Annotated in this window: 36 protein-coding genes and 1 tRNA gene; 4 read left to right on the forward strand and 33 right to left on the reverse strand. The window is 43.0% G+C overall.

Annotation, left to right across the window (positions count from 1 at the left end; translation table 11 throughout):
- Positions 1–20 precede the first annotated feature (20 nt).
- The 7 genes from CGICJO_RS00865 to CGICJO_RS00895 all read right to left on the reverse strand — a co-directional run bounded on the left by CGICJO_RS00865 (position 21) and on the right by CGICJO_RS00895 (position 5581).
- A complete protein-coding gene (locus CGICJO_RS00865; protein ID WP_486499303.1) occupies positions 21–1322 on the reverse strand; it encodes a bifunctional folylpolyglutamate synthase/dihydrofolate synthase in 1302 nt (433 codons plus the stop codon).
- Between the two features lie 18 nt (positions 1323–1340).
- Positions 1341–2171 carry a 16S rRNA (cytidine(1402)-2'-O)-methyltransferase gene (rsmI, locus tag CGICJO_RS00870; RefSeq protein WP_486499304.1) on the reverse strand — a complete coding sequence of 277 codons (831 nt, stop codon included), beginning with the start codon at positions 2169–2171 and terminating at the stop codon, positions 1341–1343.
- Between the two features lie 24 nt (positions 2172–2195).
- The gene (locus CGICJO_RS00875) at positions 2196–2957 is read right to left on the reverse strand and encodes a tRNA1(Val) (adenine(37)-N6)-methyltransferase (protein WP_486499305.1); all 762 of its coding nucleotides are present in this window, start codon (positions 2955–2957) and stop codon (positions 2196–2198) included.
- Positions 2958–3047: 90 nt separating this feature from the next.
- Positions 3048–3218 carry a 4Fe-4S ferredoxin gene (gene fdxA, locus CGICJO_RS00880; RefSeq protein WP_087377544.1) on the reverse strand — a complete coding sequence of 57 codons (171 nt, stop codon included), beginning with the start codon at positions 3216–3218 and terminating at the stop codon, positions 3048–3050.
- 76 nt (positions 3219–3294) lie between these two features.
- The gene (locus CGICJO_RS00885; RefSeq protein ID WP_486499306.1) at positions 3295–4164 is read right to left on the reverse strand and encodes a PSP1 domain-containing protein; all 870 of its coding nucleotides are present in this window, start codon (positions 4162–4164) and stop codon (positions 3295–3297) included.
- On the reverse strand, positions 4152–5012 hold the full coding sequence (locus CGICJO_RS00890; protein WP_486499307.1) for a DNA polymerase III delta subunit-related protein: 861 nt from the start codon (positions 5010–5012) through the stop codon (positions 4152–4154). The genes CGICJO_RS00885 and CGICJO_RS00890 overlap by 13 nt, the downstream gene beginning before the upstream one ends.
- An 83-nt stretch (positions 5013–5095) precedes the next feature.
- On the reverse strand, positions 5096–5581 hold the full coding sequence (locus tag CGICJO_RS00895; protein ID WP_087377538.1) for a metallophosphoesterase: 486 nt from the start codon (positions 5579–5581) through the stop codon (positions 5096–5098).
- Positions 5582–5639: 58 nt separating this feature from the next.
- Between CGICJO_RS00895 and CGICJO_RS00900 the strand changes: the two genes are divergently transcribed.
- The 3 genes from CGICJO_RS00900 to CGICJO_RS00910 all read left to right on the forward strand — a co-directional run bounded on the left by CGICJO_RS00900 (position 5640) and on the right by CGICJO_RS00910 (position 6819).
- Complete coding sequence (locus CGICJO_RS00900; protein ID WP_486499308.1) at positions 5640–5897, forward strand: hypothetical protein; 258 nt, start codon at positions 5640–5642, stop codon at positions 5895–5897.
- A complete protein-coding gene (locus CGICJO_RS00905; protein ID WP_486499309.1) occupies positions 5890–6384 on the forward strand; it encodes a hypothetical protein in 495 nt (164 codons plus the stop codon). Before CGICJO_RS00900 ends, CGICJO_RS00905 begins: the two co-directional genes overlap by 8 nt.
- Before the next feature lie 63 nt (positions 6385–6447).
- Complete coding sequence (locus CGICJO_RS00910; protein ID WP_087377532.1) at positions 6448–6819, forward strand: hypothetical protein; 372 nt, start codon at positions 6448–6450, stop codon at positions 6817–6819.
- Positions 6820–6927: 108 nt separating this feature from the next.
- Here the strand turns inward: CGICJO_RS00910 and CGICJO_RS00915 are convergent, their stop codons facing one another.
- The 5 genes from CGICJO_RS00915 to CGICJO_RS00935 all read right to left on the reverse strand — a co-directional run bounded on the left by CGICJO_RS00915 (position 6928) and on the right by CGICJO_RS00935 (position 11683).
- A complete protein-coding gene (locus CGICJO_RS00915) occupies positions 6928–8172 on the reverse strand; it encodes a glutamate-5-semialdehyde dehydrogenase (RefSeq protein WP_486499310.1) in 1245 nt (414 codons plus the stop codon).
- Positions 8173–8341: 169 nt separating this feature from the next.
- Entirely contained in the window at positions 8342–9169 is an 828-nt protein-coding gene (gene proB, locus CGICJO_RS00920; protein WP_087377528.1) for a glutamate 5-kinase, read from the reverse strand.
- 40 nt (positions 9170–9209) lie between these two features.
- Entirely contained in the window at positions 9210–9980 is a 771-nt protein-coding gene (locus CGICJO_RS00925; RefSeq protein WP_087377526.1) for an amino acid ABC transporter ATP-binding protein, read from the reverse strand.
- Between the two features lie 15 nt (positions 9981–9995).
- Positions 9996–10637 carry an amino acid ABC transporter permease gene (locus CGICJO_RS00930; RefSeq protein WP_087377524.1) on the reverse strand — a complete coding sequence of 214 codons (642 nt, stop codon included), beginning with the start codon at positions 10635–10637 and terminating at the stop codon, positions 9996–9998.
- Between the two features lie 176 nt (positions 10638–10813).
- Positions 10814–11683, reverse strand: a complete 870-nt coding sequence (locus CGICJO_RS00935; protein ID WP_486499311.1) for an amino acid ABC transporter substrate-binding protein — start codon at positions 11681–11683, stop codon at positions 10814–10816.
- A gap of 300 nt (positions 11684–11983) precedes the next feature.
- On the opposite strand from CGICJO_RS00935, the gene CGICJO_RS00940 reads away from it, so the two are divergent.
- The gene (locus tag CGICJO_RS00940) at positions 11984–14011 is read left to right on the forward strand and encodes a hypothetical protein (protein ID WP_486499312.1); all 2028 of its coding nucleotides are present in this window, start codon (positions 11984–11986) and stop codon (positions 14009–14011) included.
- A 325-nt stretch (positions 14012–14336) separates the two neighbouring features.
- Here CGICJO_RS00940 and CGICJO_RS00945 read toward each other — a convergent pair.
- From CGICJO_RS00945 to rplX, 21 genes are all read right to left on the reverse strand, one after another.
- Positions 14337–14413, reverse strand: a tRNA-Arg gene (locus tag CGICJO_RS00945).
- A gap of 86 nt (positions 14414–14499) precedes the next feature.
- Entirely contained in the window at positions 14500–14841 is a 342-nt protein-coding gene (rplQ, locus tag CGICJO_RS00950) for a 50S ribosomal protein L17 (protein WP_087377519.1), read from the reverse strand.
- A 51-nt stretch (positions 14842–14892) separates the two neighbouring features.
- A complete protein-coding gene (locus tag CGICJO_RS00955) occupies positions 14893–15846 on the reverse strand; it encodes a DNA-directed RNA polymerase subunit alpha (protein ID WP_087377517.1) in 954 nt (317 codons plus the stop codon).
- Between the two features lie 71 nt (positions 15847–15917).
- Positions 15918–16544, reverse strand: coding sequence for a 30S ribosomal protein S4 (rpsD, locus tag CGICJO_RS00960; protein ID WP_087377515.1), 627 nt, complete (start codon positions 16542–16544; stop codon positions 15918–15920).
- A gap of 27 nt (positions 16545–16571) precedes the next feature.
- Entirely contained in the window at positions 16572–16976 is a 405-nt protein-coding gene (gene rpsK, locus CGICJO_RS00965) for a 30S ribosomal protein S11 (RefSeq protein ID WP_087377513.1), read from the reverse strand.
- A 19-nt stretch (positions 16977–16995) separates the two neighbouring features.
- On the reverse strand, positions 16996–17364 hold the full coding sequence (gene rpsM, locus CGICJO_RS00970) for a 30S ribosomal protein S13 (RefSeq protein ID WP_087377511.1): 369 nt from the start codon (positions 17362–17364) through the stop codon (positions 16996–16998).
- A 48-nt stretch (positions 17365–17412) separates the two neighbouring features.
- Positions 17413–17526 (reverse strand): 50S ribosomal protein L36, encoded by a 114-nt coding sequence (gene rpmJ / locus CGICJO_RS00975; RefSeq protein WP_087377509.1) that lies wholly within the window; start codon positions 17524–17526, stop codon positions 17413–17415.
- A gap of 62 nt (positions 17527–17588) precedes the next feature.
- On the reverse strand, positions 17589–17807 hold the full coding sequence (gene infA, locus CGICJO_RS00980; protein ID WP_087377507.1) for a translation initiation factor IF-1: 219 nt from the start codon (positions 17805–17807) through the stop codon (positions 17589–17591).
- 29 nt (positions 17808–17836) lie between these two features.
- A complete protein-coding gene (locus CGICJO_RS00985; RefSeq protein ID WP_486499313.1) occupies positions 17837–18073 on the reverse strand; it encodes a KOW domain-containing RNA-binding protein in 237 nt (78 codons plus the stop codon).
- A 17-nt stretch (positions 18074–18090) separates the two neighbouring features.
- On the reverse strand, positions 18091–18843 hold the full coding sequence (gene map / locus CGICJO_RS00990; RefSeq protein WP_087377503.1) for a type I methionyl aminopeptidase: 753 nt from the start codon (positions 18841–18843) through the stop codon (positions 18091–18093).
- Positions 18844–18846: 3 nt separating this feature from the next.
- Positions 18847–19479, reverse strand: a complete 633-nt coding sequence (locus CGICJO_RS00995; protein WP_087377501.1) for an adenylate kinase — start codon at positions 19477–19479, stop codon at positions 18847–18849.
- 28 nt (positions 19480–19507) lie between these two features.
- Positions 19508–20815: a preprotein translocase subunit SecY gene (gene secY / locus CGICJO_RS01000; protein WP_087377499.1), complete on the reverse strand. Its 1308-nt coding sequence runs from the start codon at positions 20813–20815 to the stop codon at positions 19508–19510.
- A complete protein-coding gene (rplO, locus tag CGICJO_RS01005; protein WP_087377497.1) occupies positions 20816–21256 on the reverse strand; it encodes a 50S ribosomal protein L15 in 441 nt (146 codons plus the stop codon).
- A 21-nt stretch (positions 21257–21277) separates the two neighbouring features.
- On the reverse strand, positions 21278–21448 hold the full coding sequence (gene rpmD / locus CGICJO_RS01010) for a 50S ribosomal protein L30 (protein ID WP_087377495.1): 171 nt from the start codon (positions 21446–21448) through the stop codon (positions 21278–21280).
- Positions 21449–21466: 18 nt separating this feature from the next.
- Positions 21467–21964 (reverse strand): 30S ribosomal protein S5, encoded by a 498-nt coding sequence (gene rpsE, locus CGICJO_RS01015; RefSeq protein ID WP_087377493.1) that lies wholly within the window; start codon positions 21962–21964, stop codon positions 21467–21469.
- Positions 21965–21982: 18 nt separating this feature from the next.
- On the reverse strand, positions 21983–22342 hold the full coding sequence (rplR, locus tag CGICJO_RS01020) for a 50S ribosomal protein L18 (protein WP_087377491.1): 360 nt from the start codon (positions 22340–22342) through the stop codon (positions 21983–21985).
- Positions 22343–22361: 19 nt separating this feature from the next.
- Positions 22362–22910, reverse strand: coding sequence for a 50S ribosomal protein L6 (rplF, locus tag CGICJO_RS01025; protein WP_087377489.1), 549 nt, complete (start codon positions 22908–22910; stop codon positions 22362–22364).
- A gap of 14 nt (positions 22911–22924) precedes the next feature.
- Complete coding sequence (gene rpsH / locus CGICJO_RS01030; protein WP_087377487.1) at positions 22925–23323, reverse strand: 30S ribosomal protein S8; 399 nt, start codon at positions 23321–23323, stop codon at positions 22925–22927.
- Positions 23324–23341: 18 nt separating this feature from the next.
- Positions 23342–23527 carry a type Z 30S ribosomal protein S14 gene (locus tag CGICJO_RS01035; RefSeq protein ID WP_087377485.1) on the reverse strand — a complete coding sequence of 62 codons (186 nt, stop codon included), beginning with the start codon at positions 23525–23527 and terminating at the stop codon, positions 23342–23344.
- A gap of 12 nt (positions 23528–23539) precedes the next feature.
- Positions 23540–24079 (reverse strand): 50S ribosomal protein L5, encoded by a 540-nt coding sequence (gene rplE, locus CGICJO_RS01040; RefSeq protein WP_087377483.1) that lies wholly within the window; start codon positions 24077–24079, stop codon positions 23540–23542.
- Positions 24080–24094: 15 nt separating this feature from the next.
- Positions 24095–24415, reverse strand: a complete 321-nt coding sequence (rplX, locus tag CGICJO_RS01045; RefSeq protein WP_087377481.1) for a 50S ribosomal protein L24 — start codon at positions 24413–24415, stop codon at positions 24095–24097.
- Positions 24416–24417: the final 2 nt, after the last annotated feature.

Raw genomic sequence — 24417 nt, forward strand, 5'->3', positions numbered from 1 at the left:
TGTTTTATTCTGTTGTCGAATTATTTTTTCAGAAAATTATTTTCAAGTTTATTGAGTACCTCGCCGCACAAAAACAGAGAACCGCAGACAACAAGAGGTTTTCCCTCGATTTCAGCCTGTTTCAGGGCGATTTTCAAGCCCTCTTCCACGTTTCCGCACATAATGGCGTCCTGACCCATATCCATGAAAATTTTGCTTACAGCCTCGTCTGTGGCTGTTCTTGGATTATCAACAGTGACAGTATAAATCTTTGAAAAAACTCCTTTAAGATTTACAAGAGAATTTTCAATCTTTTTATCCGCCATCATGCCGCACAATGCGATTGGCTTTTCATCCGGTAAAAGCTTGTGCAATGTTTTTGCAAGCTGGGCAGTTCCGTCAGGGTTGTGAGCGCCGTCTATGATGATTAGTGGATTTAAGGAATAAACCTGAAATCTCGCCAAATGCACAGCCTCATCAAGACCCTTATGCACGCTTTCAAGGGTTATTTTAAATCCCAGCTTCTTTGTAACATTGAGGGCGCTCAGCGCTGCAAAGACTGTTTTTACATTTATAATCTGATAGCTGCCCAAAAGGTTTAAAGAAAATCTTTCGCCCTTGTATGTAAAATAGGTTTTTCTTATGGAATACTCAATATCATCAAGTTCCACATCCTGGGCAAAAAAGATTATATTGTTTTTATCCTTTGCTTTCTTTCTGATTATCTCCAAAGCCTTTGATCTTTGGGGAGCGGTTACGGTTATGCCGTTTTCCTTGATTATTCCGCATTTTTCCGTTGTTATCTCGGAGATTGTGTTTCCGAGCACCGCTGTATGGTCAAAGCCTATAGAGGTTATAACTGTGCAGAGTGGGGCTTCAATAACATTTGTGGCGTCCCATTTTCCTCCAAGTCCCGTTTCAAGAACAACTATCCCGCAGTTCTCAAGGGCGAAAATTTCCATTCCCAAAGCGGTTACGGCTTCAAATTCGTTTACTATTACGCCTTTGCTCTGAAGCACCTTTATATTTTTATAAACCCTTTCCCATGCTGAAACAAAGGTTTTTTCATCCACCGGCTTGCCGTTTATCTGTATTCTTTCCTCAAAGCGGCAAACATAGGGAGAAATAAAAAGACCTGTTTTTAATCCGCTGTTTCTGAGAATTGACTCAAGCATTACGCAGACAGAGCCTTTTCCGTTTGTTCCAGCCACATGGATAAATTTTAAATCCTTTTGGGGATTTCCAATACTTTCAAGAATTTTTCCTATTCTATCCAAGGTTGGTTTATCGCTGAATCTGGGCATACTGTGAATTTCCTCAATAGCATTTTGATAACTTTTCAAAATTATCCCTCTTTTTCATCACTGGTTTAAAATTCGGTAAATTTCGTTTTTCTTAAATCCTGTAACTGACGCCGCTTCCTTTGCCGCTTCGGACTTCTTTTCTCCCCCGTCTATAAGGGATTTTGCGAGATTTACCGCATCTTCCAAGGTATATTCTTCTTTTACATCTTCCTTTGCGCCCTCAAGCACAAGGACGATTTCACCTTTCAGGCTTCCGTCCCCGTAAAGCTCAAAGGCTTTATCCGTGGTGGTTCTTATAACCTCCTCGTGGATTTTTGTAATTTCCCTTACGATTGTAAGCTTTCTTTCAGGAAAAGCATTTTTGAAATCCTCTAAGGTGTTGGGAAGCTTGTGGGGCGCTTCGTAAAATATCATTGTGCGCCTTTCGCCCTGAAGCTCGCTGAGGTGTTCTCTTCTGCTTTTCTTATTTACGCTTAAAAACCCCTCAAAGGTAAATCTTCCGGTTTCCAGTCCCGAAACCGCCAAAGCGGAAATAACTGCGCTGGGGCCCGGCACAACTGCGGTTTTTATTCCGTATTCGCCGCACTGTCTGATAAGCTCTTCGCCCGGGTCGGAAATACAGGGCATACCGGCGTCGGTTACAATGGCTCCGTTTTCACCGGACATAAGGCGGCGGCATATAATCTCCCCACGCTCTTTTTTGTTGTGCTCGTAATAGCTTATCATTGGCTTTTTTATCTCAAAATGGTTTAAAAGCTTCAAGGTAACCCTTGTGTCCTCCGCCGCTATAAAGTCAACCTCTTCCAAGGTCTGCACGGCTCTTGGGGACATATCCGAAAGATTTCCTATAGGCGTTCCCACCACATACAGAATTCCGTATTCCGACATAATAAATTCCTTTCCGAAACAGGATTAAAGACTGTTTCTGCCGTCCTTGTAACAGCCGTATATATCTTTCATCTCCTGAGAGAAATCACCTGTTTCATCCTCAATAAAAAGTGTGGGCATAACCTGCATAAAGCCCTTTTTGCCCCCTCTTCTGCCCTCTGCCAAAAAGAGCTTTGGTTCTTTTCCCTCTCTTTGCTGGACAAATCTCAGTCTTTTAGGCTCTAAATCGCTGTTACGCATAGCCTGCAAAACATCAGTAAGCCTTTCAGGGCGCTGACAGATACAAAATCTTCCGCCGAACTGCAAAAGATTTTTCGCCGCCTCGGTTATATCCTCAAGACTGCATCCGTATTCATGTCTGGCAATCAAATCGCTTTCCGCAGGATTTAAAATTCCCGTTCCCATAAGCTTGTAGGGAGGATTTGAGACTACAAGATTATAGCTTCCGAAACTTAAAACACCTTTAAGTTCTCTCAAATCTCGGTTTATAACCTGTATTTTTTCTTCAAAGCCGTTGGCCTTAATGCTTCTTCTAAAAAGGTCGCAGGCTTTCTCCTGTATTTCAACAGCCGATACAAGCTTCGGCACATTGTCCCTTGCCCAAATAAGAGGAATAGGGCCGCAGCCTGAACCAAGCTCGCAGGCAATATCGTTTTTTCGTGGCTTTGAGAAATTTGCAAGCAGCACCGTATCCGTAGAAAAACGGTACTCCTTATTTACAATTATCTTTACGCCCTTTCCCAAAGGCTCAAAATGTTCTCCCTCTAAGAGAATTTCATTTTCCATCTATTTCACCTGTAAAAAAGTATTCAAATAAAAAGGCACAAACAAAAAACGGCAAGGCATAAAAACCTCGCCGTTTTCATTAAAAACAACTTATGCCTGTGCTGGTGCAGAAACAGGACATACATCTGCGCAAGCGCCGCACTCGATACATGTATCAGCGTCGATCTCGTACTTGCCGTCACCCTCAGAAATAGCACTTACAGGACACTCATCTGCACAAGCGCCACAAGCGATGCATTCATCAGAAATTGCGTATGCCATTCAAATACACCTCCTTTTATTATTAAGCACATTATACCATATTCAGAAAAAAAATCAATGATTTTTTCATTATTTCTTATTCCTCAAGGTCCTTAAGCTCTTCAAGCTCTTTCTTATCAACCTTTATATAGCCGTTCTTTATAATTTTTACTTCTTTAACTTTAAAAGTATGTGGGGGAGCTGCTTCCGGTGTGTTGTCAAGCTTTACTTTCAATGTGCCTGTAAGGAGGTTTGACTCAACCACAAGACCTTTTCCGTTTGGAGTTTCAACAATAGCGCCGATTTTCGGTGTCTTTTTCAGCATATCGGTATAGGCTTCCTGCTCGTATTTAAGACAGCACATAAGTCTGCCGCAGGTTCCGGAAATCTTAGACGGAGAAAGTGACAGCCCCTGTTCCTTTGCCATTTTAATTGAAACAGGCTGAAATTCTCCAAGGAAAGTGTGACAGCAGAAAGGTCTGCCGCAAATTCCCAAGCCGCCCAGCATTTTTGACTCGTCACGGACGCCTATCTGGCGAAGCTCTATTCTGGTTCTGAACACAGCCGCCAAATCCTTTACCAAAGCACGGAAGTCTATTCTGCCGTCTGCGGTAAAATAAAACAGAACCTTGCTGTTGTCAAAGGTGTATTCAACGTCGATAAGCTTCATTTCCAGCTTGTGCTGCGCAATTTTATTTTCACATATGGTAAAAGCTTCTTTTTCTTTTCTTTTGTTTTCCTCTAAGTGCTGTAAATCCTCAGCAGTTGCAATTCTTATAAGCTTTTTAAGAGGATGCACAATCTCCTCGTCATCGGCTTCTCTGTTTGCAAAAGCCACCTGACCGCACTCAACACCTCTTGAGGTTTCAACAATTACCATGTCGTTTATATTCAATTTATTGTTATCCGGGTCAAAGTAATAAACCTTGCCCGCCTCTTTAAATCTAACTCCTATTACTTCTGCCATGCAATCCTCCTGTATTTTCCGCAAAGACAAGCGGAAAGTAAATTCATATCGCCGTTTTGGTCGATATACATTAAGGCGTTGTCCGTCGCCTCCATAAGTTTTAATATCTTAAGTTTATTCAGCTTTAACGATGCTTTTTCTGCGGTCTGTGAGCCTGTTTCCACCATAAAGCACTGGGATAAACTTTTTCTCAAAATTTCCTTTACCTGCAAAAGAATTTCTTTAGCCTTTGCCCTGTCGCCCATTATAGGGGCAAGGGATTTCATGAGAGGAAATTCCCTGTTTTCCAAAATAGACAGCACAATATTTTCTGCGGTTTCCAAAATTTCCCCTGAAACCTGCTCTTTGCTGTCAAGGGACAAAAGGGTAACTCTGCTCCTTATTGTGTCCAAAAGGGCTTTTTCGCTTTCACAGGTCATTATAAACACAACTTTTTCCGGCGGCTCTTCCAATGTTTTTAAAAAGGCGTTCTGTCCCTCACGCATAAGCTTCTTGTCCACATCAAAGAGAAAATAAACCTTGTATTTTCCCTCGTTGGCTTTAATTACGGAATCCGCCGAAATTCTTCTTATTTCCTCAATGGAGATAATTCCGGTTTTACCGCTTCCCTTTGTGGTTATTACGTCGCTGTGACAGTCGGACATAACCTTAACGCATTGTCCGCACTTGCCGCAGGGAGGGTTTTGGGAAATGCACTGAAATTTCATCGCCATGTATTTGGCGCAGTCCTTTCTAAGCTCTTCATCTCCGCCACGGAGCAATATTCCGTGAGGAATTCTTCCGCTTTGAAATAGAGCGTCTATTCTTTTTTTTGCGTTTTCATTGTTTAAAAAAAGACCGCTCTCCATTGTGTCCTCCGAAAAAAAATAATTTATATCACAACATAAAATTATATATGATTTAAAAATACATGTCAACTTATTGTAAATACTTAAAAGCTGTCACAGGTTGAGGCTTTGAGGATGTTTGTCACAATTCCGTCCTTTGTAATATCCACATAGCCGAAGCTTGCGTTGTATCCGTTACAGCTGCCTGGATTAAGAATAAAAAGTCCCTCGTCGTAATCAGCGACTGCATTATGTGTGTGTCCGAACAGTACAACGTCACAGTTGGTTTCCTTTGCTTCGTATATAATTCTGTTGAGTCCGTATTTTACCTCAAAAAGGTGACCGTGGGTTACCATAATCTTTTTGCCCTGTACCATAAAAATTTCAATCAGGGAAACCTGGTTTTCTCCAAGGTCGCAGTTGCCCCTTACGTTTATTATTTTCTTTTCGGGATAAATATCCTGTATTCTGTCTATATCCCTTACTCCGTCACCGCAGTGGACTATTATATCAGCCTCCTGGTGAGCGTCTACAACCTTTCTCAATGTTCTGAAATCTCCGTGTGTGTCCGAAACAACAAGTATTCTCATATTAAAAACTCCTATCATAGTTTTACTTTTTCCGCATAATATGTATCGAGGTGTTTATATGGCTAATAATGATAAACTTTTTAATCTTTTGAACGCTCTGTTAAAAAACAATTCGGCAGGTCAGAATATTTCCGCCGAGCAGGTAAAAAACATGGCGCAGCAAGGCTCGCCCAACGAAATTTTAAAAAATCTCGACCCGCAAAACGCTCAAAAAGTTAAAGAGATATTGAACAATCCAAAAGAAATGGAAAAAATTATGAACAGTCCCCAGGCTCAAAGCCTGCTGAAAAAACTGAGGGGTAACTCAAATGGATGATATTCAGGAGCTGATAGGGAAAATCATGTCCGACCCTCAGGCAATGAGTCAGCTTGAATCCATGGGAAAACAGTTAGGTCTTGATATTCCCAATAACAATTCAGGAAATAACCGTAGTCAAAATCATTCGGAAAACAACAATCAAGGCGGTTCTTTCCCTCAGATAAATCAAGACCTTTTGTCCGGACTGATGAACAATCCCCAGCTTCTGTCCCTTTTGGGAGGAATGAACAACAATTCCGGCAATCAAAATCATCAATCCGGTCTTGCCAAAAGCCATTCTTCTTTCGGCGGCGAAGCTTTAACATCCGTTGCAAAGCTTATGCCCCTTTTATCCTCTTTAAACACAGAGGACGACACTACACGTCTTTTGGAGGCTCTGCGCCCCTTTCTGGGAAGCGCAAAACAGAAAAAGCTGGATGAAGCCAAGAAGATGCTCAGGCTTTTAAAAATACTTCCCCTGATAAAATCTAAGGGCATATTGTGAGTGTGATTTTTCATGGCAGGATTTGACAATTTAAGACAGGAAGCAATGAGGAGGGTCAAAGAGATGCAGCAAAACGCATCCTCTCAGGAAAATAACTCAAAACGCCAAAACAGAAACGACAACAGGGGAAGTTTTCCTCCCCCTCAGACTGACGCTCATCATGCAGTTCATAACGAAGCGCAGACCTTTTCCGGCGGACAAAACGGCAATAAAAATCAACAGTCCCAAAATTACGAAACCGAAAACATCGACCTGCAAAAGCTTGCAGAAAGCTTCAGCGGCGATGATATAAAAGCGGCGAAAACAGGCGGTGAAGTTCTCGACGCCTGTTTTCACGATAAAGAGAAAAGTCTGATACTTATACTTATTCTTCTGCTTTCGTCAGATAACGCTGATACCGGACTGCTCCTCGCCTTAATGTACCTTTTGATATAAATGATTTCCGTAACCAATTCATATCCACTCTTCCGTGAGCTGTTCCGGGATTCCAAAGGGACCACCGTCCCTTTGGCTGGTAGTCTGAAGGACAGCGTCCTTCAGGAATTATCTGATTTGTCCGTTTCCGAGGATTATAAACTTTGAGCTTGTAAGCTCGTTAAGTCCCATAGGGCCACGGGCGTGAAGCTTCTGGGTGGAAATTCCTATTTCTGCGCCCAAGCCGAACTGTCCTCCGTCGGTAAATCTTGTTGAAGCGTTTACATAAACCGCAGCCGCATCCACCTGATTTAAGAAATCACAGGCTCTTGTGTAGTTCTCGGTAACTATACATTCGCTGTGTCCGCTGCTGTATTTTGCAATATGGTCTACCGCTTCTTCAAAGCTGTCTACAACCTTTACTGCAAGTATATAATCAAGGAATTCCTTATAGTAATCCTCTTCTGTGGCAGGCTTTACACAGCTGCCCAGAATTTCCGCTGTTTTCGGACAACCTCTAAGCTCCACATTTTTCTCGTCAAGTCTTGCCTTTATTGCCGGCAGGGCTTTTTCTGCAACTGCGCTGTGTACAAGAATTGTTTCGATTGCGTTGCACACAGATGGTCTTGAGGTCTTTGCGTTAAATATAATATTTGCCGCCATATCTATATCCGCATACTCATCAACGTATACATGGCAGTTGCCCACACCTGTTTCGATAACAGGAACCTTTGCATTTTCCACAACGGCTCTGATAAGTCCTGCTCCGCCTCTTGGGATAAGAACATCAAGATAATCGCTTAAACCCATAAGCTCTGTGGAGCTTGCTCGTGATGTATCCTCAATAAGCTGTATTGAGTCTTTAGGAAGTCCTGCTTTTTCAACAGCTTCACGCATAATATCGGCAATAGCCTTATTTGAATTTATCGCCTCTTTGCCTCCACGGAGTATTACTGCATTTCCTGCTTTAAGACACAAAGCGGCGGCGTCTGCTGTAACATTTGGACGTGCTTCATAAATAATTCCGATTACGCCCAGGGGAACTCTTATTCTTCTTATTTCCAAGCCGTTTTCAAGCTTATTTCCGCTTAAAACATCGCCGATAGGATCTTTCAAAGCGGCAACCTGCTCAACGCCTACTGCAATTCCCTCCACTCTCTCCTCAGTAAGTCTGAGTCTATCCAGAAGAGAAACTGTAAGTCCTGCATTTTTTCCGTTCTCAATGTCGATTTCATTTGCCTTTAAAATAGCCTGGCAATTCTCTCTCAAAGCCTTGGCAATGCTCATAAGAGCCTTATTTTTTTCTGTTCCAGCATTGGCAAGAACCCTTGCGGCTGTCTTTGCCCTTGCGCCCATCTGCTCTATAACGGTCATCTTTTTTCCTCCTTTTTTTGAAAGGCTCTGCCTTTCAAACTTTCCGCCAAAGGGACGGTGGTCCCTTTGGAATCCCAAATTGGCTTACATAAAAGTTTTATATTGAAACTGTCTTCTTTTTAAATTTAGGCTTTATCATTCTAACCCATACACGGCAGAATCAAAAAAATCAATAATTATTAAGGTATTTACTGTTCAGTACACTTACGGGTTGGGCGAGGAACTTTGTTCCAACCTCAACTCCGTCTATAACTGAATAAAGAATTGACGGTGAGCTTCCGTTTACAACTATGCAGTCAATTCCGTTTTCTGTTGTCAGTGTTGCGGCTTTAAGCTTTGTAGCCATTCCGCCTGTTCCACGGTTTGAACCGCTTCCCCCTGCCATTTTTAAAATGTTCTCGTCGATTTTCTCTACAACAGAAATTTTCTTTGCTGTTGGGTTAAGTCTTGGGTTTGAATCGTACAAGCCGTCGATATCTGTAAGGATAATAAGCTGGTCGGCGTCGATTAAAACCGAAACAATAGCTGAAAGCATATCGTTATCGCCAAAGTTTGCGCCCTCAATTTCATCGATTGCTACTGTGTCGTTTTCGTTTACAATAGGAATAATTCCCATGCTCATAAGGGTATTCATTGTATTGAGAACATTTTCCTTTTTATGGTCTGTTTCTATTGAATACTTTGAAAGAAGTATCTGGGCTACTGTGTGGTTATATTCACCGAAAAGCTTATCATACATAAACATAAGCTCGCACTGACCGACAGCCGCCACAGCCTGTTTCTCCTTTGTAAGGGTTGGGCGCTTTTGAAGTCCCAGTTTTCCCATTCCAACGCCCACAGCGCCTGAGGAAACCAATACAATTTCATGACCCATATTCTGCAAATCGGAAAGAACCTTGCAGAGCTGTTCAATTCTTCTGAAATTCATCTTTCCGTTTTCATATGTGAGGGTGGATGTTCCCACCTTTACTACAAGTCTTTTTTTATCTGTAAACATACTTTTTCCTTTCCTCTCCAATAGCGGAGAGTTTTTTTATTTAACCTTCCCTGTCCTCATTATATTTGGCCAGGAACTCCAATGTTCTCGGGTTCTTTGTGTTTTCAAAAACTTCCTGAGGTGTTCCGCTTTCAACAATTACGCCGTCTGCCATAAATATTACCCTGTCGGCAACATTCTTTGCAAATGCCATTTCATGGGTTACAACTATCATTGTCATTTTTTCTTCTGCAAGACTGCGGATAACCTTTAAAATTTCACCTGTAAGCTCAGGGTCGAGAGCTGATGTAGGCTCGTCAAAAAGCAAAAGTTCAGGATTTAAAGCCATTGCACGGGCAATGGAAACTCTCTGCTGCTGACCGCCTGAAAGCTGATAGGGATAATAATCCCCTCTGTCTGCAAGTCCCATTTTCTTCAAAAGACTTTTTGCTGTTGCTTCCGCTTCTTCCTTTGATTTTCCCAAAACATTTATAGGAGCGGCTGTTATATTCTTCATAACGCTCATATGGGGGAAAAGGTTGAAGTTCTGGAAAACAAGTCCGTAATGCATGTTTATCTTGTGTCTGTCTTCCTTGCTGGCGTAAACCGCCTTGCCGTCAACAGTCTTTACCAAAGTGTCGCCGCAGATTACAATTTCACCCTTGTCGATTGTTTCAAGCTGGGTGATACACCTTAGCAATGTACTTTTTCCGGAACCTGACGGGCCGATGATTGCAAGGACTTCGCCCTTATTTACATCAAATGATATATTTTTTAAAACTTCAAGTTTATCGAAGGATTTCTCTATATTTTTTGCTTCCAGCATTTTCATATCGGTATACCTCCATTATCTGTAATAGCTGAGTTTCTTTTCCGCAATGCTGAAGCACTTGGAAACAACGCCGTTCATAACAAGGTAGAAAATAGCGGCGATGATAAACGGAACAAAGTTTGCCGCAGAGTTTGCCCAGTCTGATGTAACCTTCATAAGCTCTACAACTGAAATTACCTTTGCAAGGGAGGTATCCTTTACAAGGGTTATAAACTCATTGCCCATAGGAGGCAAAATTCTCTTTATTACCTGAGGAAGAATAATTTTAAAGAATGTCTGCTTTTTGCTAAAGCCCAAAACATTTGCGGCTTCGTACTGTCCAACCGGAATACTCTCCATTCCGCCTCTGTAAATCTCTGCAAAATATGCCGCATAGTTTAAAACAAAAGCCACAACCGCCGCCGGGAATCTGTCGATTCTGAAAGGCAACAGGGGATTTACAACGTAGAAAACAAACATAAGCTGGAGCATAAGAGGAGTACCTCTCAGCAGAAGTAAGTAAAACTTTACCGGAATATTTATAATTTTAAATTTTGAACGTCTGCCCACACAAAGTATAAGTCCCAAAGGCAGAGAAAACAACAATGTAAGTCCGAAAAGCGCAAGGGAATTTAATGTACCCTCCAGCATCTCGGAAAGTAAAATACTATAGTTCACAAGAACACCTCTCAAAATTCTTTCTTTTTATTCTGCAATTATTATTTTGATACCTGCAATTTCATCCTTGTTTTATGGCATAAATTAGGTTTTATACCAAATTTAAGTTATTAAACCAAAACAAACTTAAGGGCAGGCAAAGCCCACCCTTAATTTTTTCTTTTGTTTCGTTAAAATCAGATTGTTGTAACGTCCTCTTCAAACCACTTTGTGGAGATTTCTGCCAACTTGCCGTCCTCTTTCATCTCTTTAAGAGTGTCCATAATCTTCTCCATCAAAGCCTGATCGCCCTTTCTGAATGCGATAACATATTCTTCCTCAGAAAGTGTAATCTCTTTGCCGTCCTGCTCAAGTATTCTGTACTTGCCAGGCTTCATGTTTATGTAGTTTGTGGCAACCTTTTCGTCCAAAACGATGCCGTCTACTGTACCGTTTTCAAGCTCTGTGATTGCGCTGAGGTAATCCTGAATCTTGATGATGTTTCCAAGGGAGTTTTTGAAGTCTGCGTTTTCATCCGCATTGAGAGCGTTGTCGCCTGAAGAACCGGACTGAACAGCGACTGTCTTTCCTGCAAGGGAAGCAAGGTCAGTAAAGTCTGAACCCTCAGCAACCATAACTACCTGAGTATTCTGCATATAAGGGGCTGAAAGAAGCATTGCCTCTTCACGCTCAGGTGTTGCGGTAAAGCCGTTCCAGATGCAGTCGATGTTTCCGCCGTTAAGCTCTGTTTCCTTTGTTTCCCATACGATTGGCTGGAGCACAAGCTCGATACCAAGTCTTGAGCAAACTTCTTTTGCAAGGTCAACGTCAAAGCCTACGATTTCGCCTGTTTCAGGGTCCTTATATCCCATTGGAGGGAAGCTGTCGTCAAGACCCAAAACCAATTTGCCGGCGGACTCTACCTTTGTCCATGACTCGTCTGCGCCGCCAACCTCTGATGTTGAACCGTCTGTTGAATTGTTCTCTGTTGCGTCATTACCGCCGCAGCCTGCTGCAACTGTACCGAACATGAGAATTGCCATAAGCATTGCAAGTATCTTTTTCAAAATAAATTCCTCCGAATAATTTATTCCGGATTTTAATCCGGTGACTTTTTTGTATTCTATCACATTATCACGGTAAAGTAAAGTCTTTTTAAGAATTTTGCAAAAAAAATAATTTTTTTCGTTTATCACTGCTTAAAGCAATGACTTTTCTGTCTTTTATTAAATATATAAATCTTTTGTCCTCTTATGGGCGACTTGGAAAAAATTACTTTCCTTTTATTGACACCATATTTATATTTATATATAATCATATTACAAGTTTATATTTAATAACTTATGTTTTTTATTTAGGAGGTAAATATGAAAAAAATCTTTGCAGTGCTTTTAGCCGCAATGGTGATTTTTGCTTCCGGATGCCAAAGTCAGGATACGGGAAAAATTGACTACAGTGACAGTTCTTTCTCTCTGTCTCCTAAACCCCTGGCTGCGAAATCTGTCAAACAAAATCCCTATTTGGCGAAATCTGAGTCAAATATCCACAACGACGGCTACAATTCAGACTCCACCGACGCCATTTTGCCTTTGGGTATTTACACGGAGGTTAACGCTTCCCTTGAAACAGTGGGTATACAAGCTCCTCCTGCCATATTCTACGATGAATACGGCAACGCTATTTCACCGCTTTTGGGTGGAATTACCATAAGAGATTTAAACGCTGACGTTATAACAACAATCGGTTCTTTCATCCCATCGAAGGATGACAACGGAAGCTATTCCATTCAGTCCTCTTATTCCTTTGTGGACTCTCAAAACAACATTGTCTGCCCAACCTCACACAACCATGTTTTGATATTAAAAACAATGGACGAAGACGGAAATATTTTGGAAACCTTTGAAAAGATTGCAGATATTGATATTAAGAAATTAGTTGAAGCAGTTATCGACAGACAAACCGAACAAAACCTTTTAGCTGTTACATACGACTATGAAGGAAATCTTTGGTTTGTAACAGGTGGTTTCCGCATTTATCCAGATCGTGAACAGGTTGGATATTTAGGATATATAGAAGCACAAGCCATTGAAGATTTAATGGAAGGAAAAAGAAGCAGCGTGCCTGAGGAATCTGTATACGTTTACGAAACAATCCCAGGCGAGGGAGCAGAAAACGGCATTGCCTCCTGCGAGGATGGCTGTGTAATACTCACTAACAAGGCCTGCTATCTCCTTAAAGCCAACGAGGGTGTAGACGTTGTATGGCGCACAGAATACGGCAGCAACGGCGCAAACGACAGCGAGGCAGGCAGCACAACTACAGGCGGCGGTCTTTCCTGGGGCGGCGGTTCTTCACCGACACTTACACAGGATTATGTGCTGTTTACCGACAACCTTGACCCTGTAAATCTTATTGCCCTGGATATTAAAACCGGTAAATTGGCTGCAAGCGCTCCGGTTCTCGACGATTTGGCAGAGGGTCAGCAGGTTTCCGTTGAAAACTCTATAATCGTTTACGACGGCGAAGAGGCTGTAAGCACTATTGTCTGCAACTGGTTCGGCGCAGGAAGCGCAGACTTAGCAAAAGATGACAGCGACTCCTCAATCCAATCCTTTGAAAATATTTACGATGTAAACTGGATGCAAAACGGCAATGATTACATAATGCCGGGAATTGAAAGAGTTGACCTGATTGAAACCGAAAACGGCAAGGAAATGAAAACCATTTGGAGCAGAAACGATATAAGCTCAACATCCATTTTCAAGCTTTCAACCGCCACCGGATATCTTTACGGCTACGACCAAGACCCGGAAACAAAGATGTGGCGTTATATTATCCTTGATTTTGAAACCGGAAAAACAGTATATACAAAGGATGTTTCCGGCCTCAGCGGCTATAACAATATGGCTATCGGAATGTTCACAGGCGGTGACGGAAACACACTTTACTGTCCAACAGGCTGTATGGAGCTTTTAAGATTGCAGGATAGATTTGTATATCTTCCGGAAATACCTTACAGAGAGGTTGATTTGGACTCTGCCGAAAGAAGCATTTTAACAGATGAAGAAAAGCTGAAAGCCGGAATCCACGGCGACGCCGCTTCCTATGTTTTCACAGCCTCTGTTGAAAATGTTCACACCACTACAACAGTAGCTTTCAGAGGAAACGGCCTTGAGGGCACAGGCGAGGGATATACCCTTTACGCCTACTCTTCCGATGGAAACTTTAAAAAGGTAAACGATGAAAACTGGAGCTTCGTATTTGACGGAGAAACTCTCAGCACATCAGATATCTACGAAATACATATTCCAATAGACGACAATTCAATCTATGATATTGACGAAGCAGAAAACAACATAAGAGTTTCAGTAGTCCTTGTAAATGAAAATCAGTAAATTTTAATACAAAATCAAAACCCCCATTGTTACGAAATCTATAACAATGGGGGTTTTATTATTCGATATTGAATGACTATTATTTAACATAATTCTTATTGCGACCATGTAGATATACAATCCACTCCTACGGGAGAGCTTCTATTTTTATTTAACGACATAACACAACAAAAGTTAATGTAGTTCCTTTACAATTCTCATAACTTCACAATAGATAAATCCTACTGTGAGAAAGCCATTCCAAAGCTTTAGAGAAAAGGTCCCGCCCGCCTTGAAATGTCGTTGATTTCTAAAACAAAGTTCAGCAAGGCGGAAATAAAATAAATGGCCCGCCCGGAGGGATTCGAACCCCCGTTCTTCAGAATCGGAATCTGCTGCGTTATCCGGCTGCGCCACGGGCGGGTATATAAATTCTAATTTGAAATATTTTAAAATGGGAGCGGATATATGTCCGCTCCCAAATGTAAAATCATATACAATCAGACAAATCAGATAAGTTCGATAATTGCCATTTCAGCAGCATCGCCACGACGTGGTCCGATCTTAGTGATACGTGTGTAACCACCGTTTCTGTCCATGTACTTAGGTGCGATTGTATCGAAAAGACTCTTTGCAACGTCCTCTTTTGTTACGAAAGACATTACAAGACGCTTATTGTGAAGACTGTTTGTTTTTGCTATTGTTATCATTTTCTCTGCCATTGCTGATACTTCTTTGGCACGAGTAACTGTTGTTTCAATCTTGCCTTTTTCAAAAAGGAAGGTAACCATTGCTCTCAGCATAGCGATTCTGTGAGCAGATGCTCTTCCCAGCTTTCTTGTTCCTGGCATTTGTATTCACTCCTTTTCAATATGGATTGATATTAAAAACGGGCTGTCAAATTATTCGTCCTCTTTCTGAAGACTGAAGCCCAGGCTGTTGAGCTTATACATAACCTCTTCGAGAGACTTGCGTCCGAGGTTACGAACCTTCATCATATCCTCTTCGGATTTACCGATGAGATCCTCCACTGTGTTAATTCCGGCTCTCTTGAGGCAGTTGAAGGAACGAACGGAAAGGTCGAGCTCTTCGATAGTCATCTCAAGAACCTTCTCCTTGCCCTTGTCGTCTTTCTCTACCATAACCTCTGCGCTGCTTGCCTTATCTGAAAGGTCAACAAACAGATTGAGGTGCTCTGTGAGAACCTTGGCTGCCAATGAAACAGCCTCCTGTGCGTTCAGCACGCCGTTTGTCCAAACATACATAGTAAGCTTGTCGTAGTCGGTAATCTGACCTACACGGGTATTTTCAACTGTGTAGTTTACCTTTTCTACAGGCGTATATATGGAGTCAACCGGCAAAACGCCGATTACGTTGTTTCCGTCGATGAGCTTATTGCGCTCTGCCGGAACATAACCCCTGCCTTTGTCCAGTGTTATCTCCATATGAAGCTTTGCACCTTCGCCCAGTGTAGCGATATGAAGATCCGGTGTGAGGATTTCAACCTCGCTGTCGCACTTAATTGTGCTTGCAGTTACTTCGCAAGGACCCTCGGCAAAAATTTCCACAACTTTCGGATCATTGGTGTGAAGCTTTGCAACAAGTCTTTTCATGTTGAGAACGATCTCGGTAACGTCTTCTTTTACTCCCGGGATTGTGGAAAACTCGTGAAGCACACCATCAATCTTGATGGATGTAACCGCAACTCCTTCCAAGGATGAAAGGAGCACACGTCTCAAACTGTTGCCCAATGTGTTGCCAAATCCTCTTTCGAGAGGCTCTACAACAAATTTACCGTACTTGCCGTCGCTTGATAACTCTTCGGTTTCTATTCTTGGCTTTTCAATCTCTATCATTAGCGAATCCTCCTTGACGTTAGGCGGCATTTAAGCCGCTGAGTTTGTAACCTGCCTGCGTTTTTTGGGGATTACTTGGAGTACAACTCAACGATAAGTGTTTCATCAACCGGTAAATCAATTTCTTCACGCTTTGCAACGGAAACTACCTTGCCCTCGAAAGCATCGTTGTTTACTTCAAGATACTTTGGAACAGGCTTTGTTGCATTTGCCTCGAGAAGAGCTTTAAACTTTGCGCTGCTTCTGCTCTTCTCAGCGATTGTAATAACATCGCCCGGCTTTGTAAGGTATGATGGAATATCAACCTTCTTGCCGTTTACTGTGAAATGACCGTGAGAAACAAGCTGTCTTGCCTCTGCGTGTGAAGAAGCCCAGCCGAGTTTGTATACAACACTGTCGAGACGGCTCTCGAGGATTGCCAGCAATGCCTCACCTGTCTTACCTTCTTTTTTCTCTGCCAACTCATAGTACTTTCTGAACTGGCTCTCCAAAACGCCATAGTAACGTCTTGTCATCTGCTTTGCACGAAGCTGAGTACCGTACTCGGAACTCTTCTTACGACCCTGACCGTGCTGTCCTGGTGCGTAAGCTCTGCGGGATAATGCGCACTTATCTGTGTAGCAGCGGTCGCCCTTCAAGAAAAGCTTCTGACCCTCTCTGCGGCACTGTCTGCACACAGCTCCTGTATATCTTGCCATAATGGGACACCTCCTGTAATATTACGGTTATACACGTCTTCTCTTTGGAGGACGGCATCCGTTGTGAGGAATCGGAGTAACATCCTTAATCATGCTAACTTCGAGACCTGCGGACTGAAGAGCTCTGATAGCTGCTTCTCTTCCCTGACCAGGGCCTTTTACGTATACTTCAACTGACTTGAGGCCATGCTCCATAGCTGCCTTTGCAGCTGTCTCAGCTGCTGACTGAGCAGCAAAAGGAGTTGACTTTCTTGAACCTCTGAAGCCAAGCTCTCCGGCACTTGCCCAGGAGATTGCATTACCCTGTGTATCGGATATAGTAACGATTGTATTGTTAAATGTTGACTGAATATGTGCTGCGCCTTTTTCGATATTTTTACGTTCACGGCGACGACGCACGGTTGCCTTCTTTCCGGCTTTTGGTGCTGCCATAAGCTTTGTCCTCCTTTACTTATTTCTTCTTGTTTGCCATAGTCTTACGGGGACCCTTACGAGTACGAGCGTTAGTCTTTGAACGCTGACCTCTTACCGGGAGACCCTTTCTGTGGCGAACGCCACGGTAACAACCAATTTCAATAAGTCTTTTAATATCAAAAGCTATGTCACGGCGAAGATCACCTTCAACACGGCAGTTATGATCGATATATTCTCTCAGCTTTGATACATCGTCTTCTGAAAGATCTCTGACACGAGTGTCAGGATTAACACCTGTTGCAGCAAGAATGTCGCTTGCAGTTTTACGTCCGATACCGTAGATGTATGTCAAACCAATTTCAACTCTTTTATCTCTCGGTAAATCAACACCTGCTATACGAGCCATAGTTGCACCTCCATAATTATTTCAAAATATAGTTTAATTTACTTATGATTAACCCTGACGCTGCTTATGCTTTGGGTTCTCGCAGATTACCATGATTTTTCCGTGTCTCTTGATAACCTTGCACTTATCGCAAATTTTCTTTACTGAAGGTCTGACTTTCATTTATAATCATTCCTTTCTTAATAGTCAATCAATTTATTTAATAAAGCGTATATGCTTTGCAATTACTTTGAGCGCCATGTAATTCTGCCTATTGTAAGGTCATATGGTGACATCTCAACTGTTACCTTATCGCCCGGAAGAATTCTGATGAAGTTCATTCTCAGCTTGCCTGAAATAACGGCAAGAATAACATGACCATTTGGCAGCTCTACCTTAAACTGTGCGTTTGGGAGAGCTTCTTTTACTGTACCCTCTATTTCGATAACGTCTTGCTTCGACACAACTGTAACCTCCTAACGGATTATTAAAATCAATCGCCTCTGTAATTTTTGAGGATTTCCCGAATCTTTCGGTTGCTGTTAAATTCGTCTGCCATTTCTGCGGTAGGCGCAAGATGCAGAACATTTTTGCGTTTAGGCTTTTCTATTCTTCTGGTCTTTCCGTCGCATATATACGCTGTACTTTTGTATATATCCACAACCACAAAGAATTTGTCTTTATCTCTGCCTGCCTTGGCTTTTACGATTCTTCCCTTGACTATATCCATAAGATTATTCCCAATCCTTAATCCGGAAGTGTTAATATCTTTGGACCGTCCGGAGTTATTGCTATTGTATGCTCAAAATGAGCGGACAAGCTTCCGTCCACTGTAACCGTGGTCCACTCGTCTTCAAGAACCTTTACACGGTAGCTTCCCATGTTTATCATAGGTTCTATTGCGATTGTCATGCCGGGCAAAAGCCTCGGGCCTCTTCCCGGTGTACCGAAATTTGGTACAGATGGTTCTTCGTGTAACTTCGCACCTACTCCGTGGCCGACAAAGTCACGTACCACCGAGTAACTGCGCTCTTCGACATACTGCTGAACCGCTGAGCCGATGTCTCCGATTCTGTTTCCCGGCTGAGCCTTTTCGATTCCTTTAAAAAGGCTTTCTCTCGTTGCGTCAAGCAGCGCCTGCGCTTCATCGCTTATCTTTCCGCATGGGAATGTCCATGCGTTATCTCCGTGGTATCCGCCTATATAAGCTCCCACGTCAACGCTTACAATGTCGCCCTCTTTGAGAATGCGTTTCTTGCTTGGTATGCCATGGATAACCGTGTCATTTACCGATATACAAGCACTGTTCGGAAATCCGCCGTACCCGAGAAACGAGGGAACGGCTCCCTGTTTCTCGATGTACTTGCGAACTAAAGTATCGATTTCAAGAGTCGAAACTCCCGGTTGAACAGCTTCGCCGGCAATTTTTAATGCCCGTGCAGATATTTTGCACGCCTCTCTCATAAGAGAAAGTTCACGAGCGGTTTTCAACACAATCATACTTTACGCCTCTACTTCTGCAAGAACCAACTTAGAAGTATCTTCTACAGTGTCCTGTCCTTCAACTACAACAAGCTTGTTCTGCTTTGCATAGTAGTCTTTGAGCGGCTCTGTCTCGTTGTGATAGATATCAAGACGAGCCTTTACGGTCTCAATGCTGTCATCCTTACGCTGAACAAGGGTGCCTCCGCAGTCGTCGCAGATTCCCTCAGCCTTTGGCTTCAAGCTCTCAAGGTGATAAGGTCTTCCGCACTTCTCGCAAACACGGCGTCCGGACAATCTGTTCACTATTACCTCGTCGGCTACCTCGATGTCGATAACCTTGTCGATAACAACGCCCATTGCGTCCAGAGCCTCGGCCTGTGGAATTGTTCTTGGGAAACCGTCAAGGATAAAACCGTTTGCGCAGTCGTCCTGTGCAAGTCTTTCCTTAACTATGCCGATTACTACCTCATCCGGAACCAGCTTTCCTGCGTCCATGTAGGACTTTGCCTTCAATCCCATTTCAGTGCCGTTTTTCAGCGCTTCTCTGATGATGTTTCCTGTTGAAATTGTAGGAATATTCAACTTTTCGCAAATAACAGCTGCCTGAGTGCCCTTACCTGCACCGGGAGCTCCCAACAAAATGATGTTCATGTGAATTCTCCTCCTAAGGTAAAAAGTATTAGTCCAGGAATCCCTTATAATGACGCATCATCATCTGAGATTCCAGTTGTTTTACTGTTTCAAGAGCGACACCAACCATGATGATAACGGATGTACCACCCATTGTGAGGCCTCTCAAACCTGTCACTGACGAATAAATAATTGGAACCAAAGCTATGAATGCAAGGAACAAAGCACCGATAAGTGTGATTCTGGAAAGAATCTTTCTTATGAACTCCGCAGTAGGAGTACCAGGTCTGATACCCGGGATTGTGCCGTTGTTCTGCTTCAAGTTGTTTGCCATTTCTACCGGATTGTACTGAATTGAGGTGTAGAAGTATGCAAACATCAAAATGAGTAAGAAATAAAGTAATGCATATGCCCAGCCGTCAGCTCTGAATGCTGCAAAGAAGCCTGCCCAGATGCCTGTTGGCTGCCAAAACATTTCAATTGTACTTGGAATTGAGAGAATGGAGCTAGCAAAGATAACCGGCATAACACCGCCCAAAGCAACCTTGATTGGAAGGTGGCTGGACTGACCGCCGTACATCTTTCTGCCAACAACTCTCTTTGCGTACTGAATCGGGATTCTTCTCTCGGAATCCTGCATGAATGTGATAATCCAAATAACTGCAAGGAAGAGAATAACCCAGAATGGTACAAGAATAAAATACTGAGCGCTGCCGGAAAATCCCAATGAGAAGTACTGTGCCAAAACATTGATTGTCCAAGGCAGACGAGCAACGATACCTGCAAAAAGGAGAATTGAAATACCGTTTCCGATACCGTTTTTATTGATCTGCTCACCCATCCACATCATAAGAGCAGTACCTGCTGTAAATGCGAGGATGATAACGATTGCTGAGAACCAAAGGCTGAAGCCTTCGTTGTAAACTGTTATGTTCTGGTTGCGCAGATAGAAGAAATATGCAGTACCCTGAATAAGTCCCAGCGCAACAGTTACATAACGAGTTATTGTAGCAATTTTCTTTCTTCCAGTTTCTCCTTCTTTTGCCATTCTCTCAAGAGGAGGAATAGCAATTGTCAAAAGCTGCATAATGATGGAGCTGTTGATATATGGTGAAACGCCCATTGCAAACAGTGTTGCGTTGGAAAAAGCGCCACCGGAAAGAGTATTAAGATAAGCAAGCATTGAGTTGCCGGTTTCAACGCCGTTAGCGTTCATAACCTCTCTCAGTGCAGCCATATCCAGAAATGGAACCGGGATAACGGAACCAATTCTGAATACGATTATAATCATTAAAGTGAAAAGTAACTTTCTTCTGAGATCTGGGATAGCCCAGGCGTTTCTAATTGTCTTAAACAATTAAATCACCTCAGCCTTTCCGCCTGCAGCCTCGATTTTAGCCTTAGCGGACTCTGAATATGCATCTACTTTAACAGTGATGTTCTTCTTAAGCTCACCGTTGCCCAGAATTTTAATACCGTCAAAATAATTCTTAACAAGACCTGCTTCAACAAGTGCTGCTGCATCTACAACTGCGCCGTCTTCAAATCTGTTGAGAGAACCTACGTTGATAGAAACGATTTCCTTAGCGAAGATGTTGTTGAAACCTCTCTTAGGAATACGTCTCTGCAAAGGCATCTGGCCGCCTTCAAAGCCAACACGCATACCTCTGCCTGCTCTTGCCTTCTGACCTTTATGACCCTTACCGGAAGTTTTGCCCCAGCCTGAACCGTGACCTCTACCAATTCTCTTGGCGTCCTTCTTTGAGCCTTCAACAGGTGAAAGTTCATGTAACTTCATTTTTCGCACCTCCTTGATTGATTAACCTTCAACTACCTCGATGAGGTGGATTATTTTTGCTACTTTGCCTTTTGTCTGAGCGTTGTCTGGCTGTGTTGTAACATCGCCGATTTTCTTAAGACCCAAAGCATGGGCAGTTGCGATCTGATCCTTTTTAGCTCCGATGAGGCTCTTAACTAATTTGATTTTCATTTCGTCAACCCCCGTTTATTATAAAATTTCTTTTACAGACTTGCCACGGATTGCAGCAACTTCTTCTGCTGTACGAAGAGCCTTAAGTCCCTCGAGTGTAGCTCTAACTACGTTGCATGGGTTGTTTGAACGAAGAGCTTTTGTTCTGATATCTTTGATACCTGCTGCTTCAACAACGGCACGCACTGGACCTCCGGCGATAACTCCTGTACCGGGAGCAGCCGGCTTCATCAAAACTCTGCCTGCACCGTACTCACCGATAATTTCGTGTGGGATTGTTGTGCCTCTGAGAGAAACCTTAATAAGGTTCTTCTTAGCATCCTCAATGCCCTTGCGGATAGCATCCGGAACTTCGCCTGCTTTACCGATACCGAAGCCTACTGTTCCGTTCTCGTCGCCTACAACTACCAAAGCTGCAAACTTGAAGATACGTCCGCCCTTTACTGTTTTAGATACGCGGTTGATAGCAACAACGCGCTCTTTCAAATCCAATGTTCCTGCGTCAATAATTGCCAAAGTTATTCCTCCCCTTCCTTAGAAATTGAGGCCGCCCTCACGGGCGCCTTCGGCCAATTCCTTAACACGGCCGTGGTAGATGTTGCCGCCTCTGTCGAATACAACATCAACTATATTCTTCTCTGCTGCACGCTGAGCAATGAGCTTGCCTACTGCACGTGCTGCCTCTTTGTTACCGCCGTTTCCTTCGATGCTCTTGTCAAGGCTAGAAGCTGAAGCAAGTGTAACACCGTTAACGTCATCTATAAGCTGTGCATAGATGTTGTTAGTGGAGCGGAATACACAAAGGCGTGGACACTCTGGTGTGCCGCTTATTTTGCCACGAATTCTCTTGTGGCGATTCAAACGAGCTTTTTTTGTATCAGGTCTCTTTACCATTAGTCATTTCCCTCCTTAATTACTTCTTGCCGCCCTTACCGGCCTTGCCTTCCTTGCGGCGGATGTGTTCGTCCACATACTTAATACCCTTGCCCTTATATGGCTCTGGTGGACGCTTCTCTCTAACTTCGGCAGCAAACTGACCAACCTTTTGCTTATCTGCGCCGTGGATGATAATTTTATTTGGGTTTGGAACTTCGATTGTAATATCGTCTGTATCCTCAATGATAACCGGATGTGAGAATCCAAGGTTCATTGTAACTGTCTTACCCTGCTTCTGAACACGGTAACCAACGCCGTTAACATCCAGTTCCTTCTTGTAGCCCTCAGTTACACCGATCATCATATTGTGGATAAGTGTTCTTGTAAGACCGTGAAGTGAACGGTTAAGCTTGTCGTCATTTGGACGCTTAACTTCGATAATGCCGTTGTTGATTTCTACCAGCATGTTTGGGTGTACATTCTGAGTGAGTGTACCCTTAGGACCCTTTGCTGTGAGAACGCCGTTTTCGAACTTAACTTCTACACCGGCGGGAATATTTATAGGTTTTCTTCCAATTCGAGACATTTTCGCACCTCCTATTACCAAATATATGCGAGAACCTCGCCGCCTACGTGCTCTTTGCGAGCCTCTCTGTCTGTCATGATGCCCTTAGAAGTTGAAATGATTGCAATTCCGAGGCCCTTCATAACCTTTGGCATATTCTCTACATCGCTGTATATACGCAAACCTGGCTTTGAAACTCTCTTAAGGCCGGAAATAACTGGAGTTTTGCCCTCGCCGTATTTCAAAACAACCTTGATCATGCCCTGCTTGCCGTCTTCGGTTACTGTAAAGTTTTTGATGTATCCTTCATCAAGAAGAATCTGGCAGATAGCCTTCTTCATGTTTGATGCTGGGATTTCAACACTGTCATGCTTTGCTGTGTTTGCATTACGAATTCTAGTAAGCAAATCAGCGATGATATCTGTACTCTGCATACCGTTTACCTCCTCTGATTACCAGCTTGCCTTTTTTACACCGGGAATCTCGCCCTTGTAAGCGAGTTCTCTAAAGCAAATACGGCAAATTCCGTACTTACGGAGGTAGGCGTGTGGTCTACCACAGATTTTGCATCTTGAATATTCTCTTGTGGAATATTTCTGAACTCTCTGCTGCTTAACTTTCATAGCAGTCTTAGCCACAACAATTCCTCCTTACTTCGCAAATGGTGCGCCCATAAGTGTCAAAAGCTCACGGGCTTCTTCGTCTGTAGTTGCAGTGGTTACGAAGCAAATGTCCATACCACGTACTTTGTCGATCTTATCGTACTCAATTTCAGGGAAGATGAGCTGTTCTTTAAGACCCATGTTGTAGTTGCCTCTGCCGTCAAAGGAGTTAGCGTTAATTCCTCTGAAGTCACGAACTCTTGGGAGAGCTACGTTGAAGAGTCTGTCCATGAACTCATACATTCTGTCGCCTCTGAGAGTAACCTTAGCGCCGATTGCCATACCCTCACGAAGTTTAAAGTTAGCAACTGACTTTCTTGCACGGCAAACCATTGGCTTCTGACCTGTGATTGCTGCAAGATCTGTGCAGATAGCGTCGATAACCTTAGAATTATCTTTAGCCTCGCCTGCACCTACGTTGATAACGATTTTATCAAACTTTGGAATCTGCATCACACTCTTATAAGAGAACTTTTTCATAAGAGCAGGTGCAACTTCTTTAGCGTATAACTCTTTAAGTCTTGCCATTTCTTAATCCTCCTATTAAAGTGCTTCCTTACATTTTGCACAAACTCTAGCCTTTGTGCCGTCTTCGTAGGTCTTATATGCAACTCTTACTGCCTTGTTGCAGTTAGGGCAGTAAAGCTGTACCTTGCAAGCGTAGATTGCGCCCTCAGCATCAACGATGCCGCCCTGGTCGCCCATCTTTCTTGGCTTAACATGCTTGTGAACCATGTTGCACTTCTCTACGATAACTTTACCTTCCTTAGGGCTAACTGCAAGAACCTTGCCCTTTTTGCCCTTGCTCTTTCCGCTTATAATTACAACGGTGTCGCCTGTTTTTACATGAAGTTTCTTATTCATCT

Source organism: Candidatus Limousia pullorum (genome assembly GCF_057405065.1).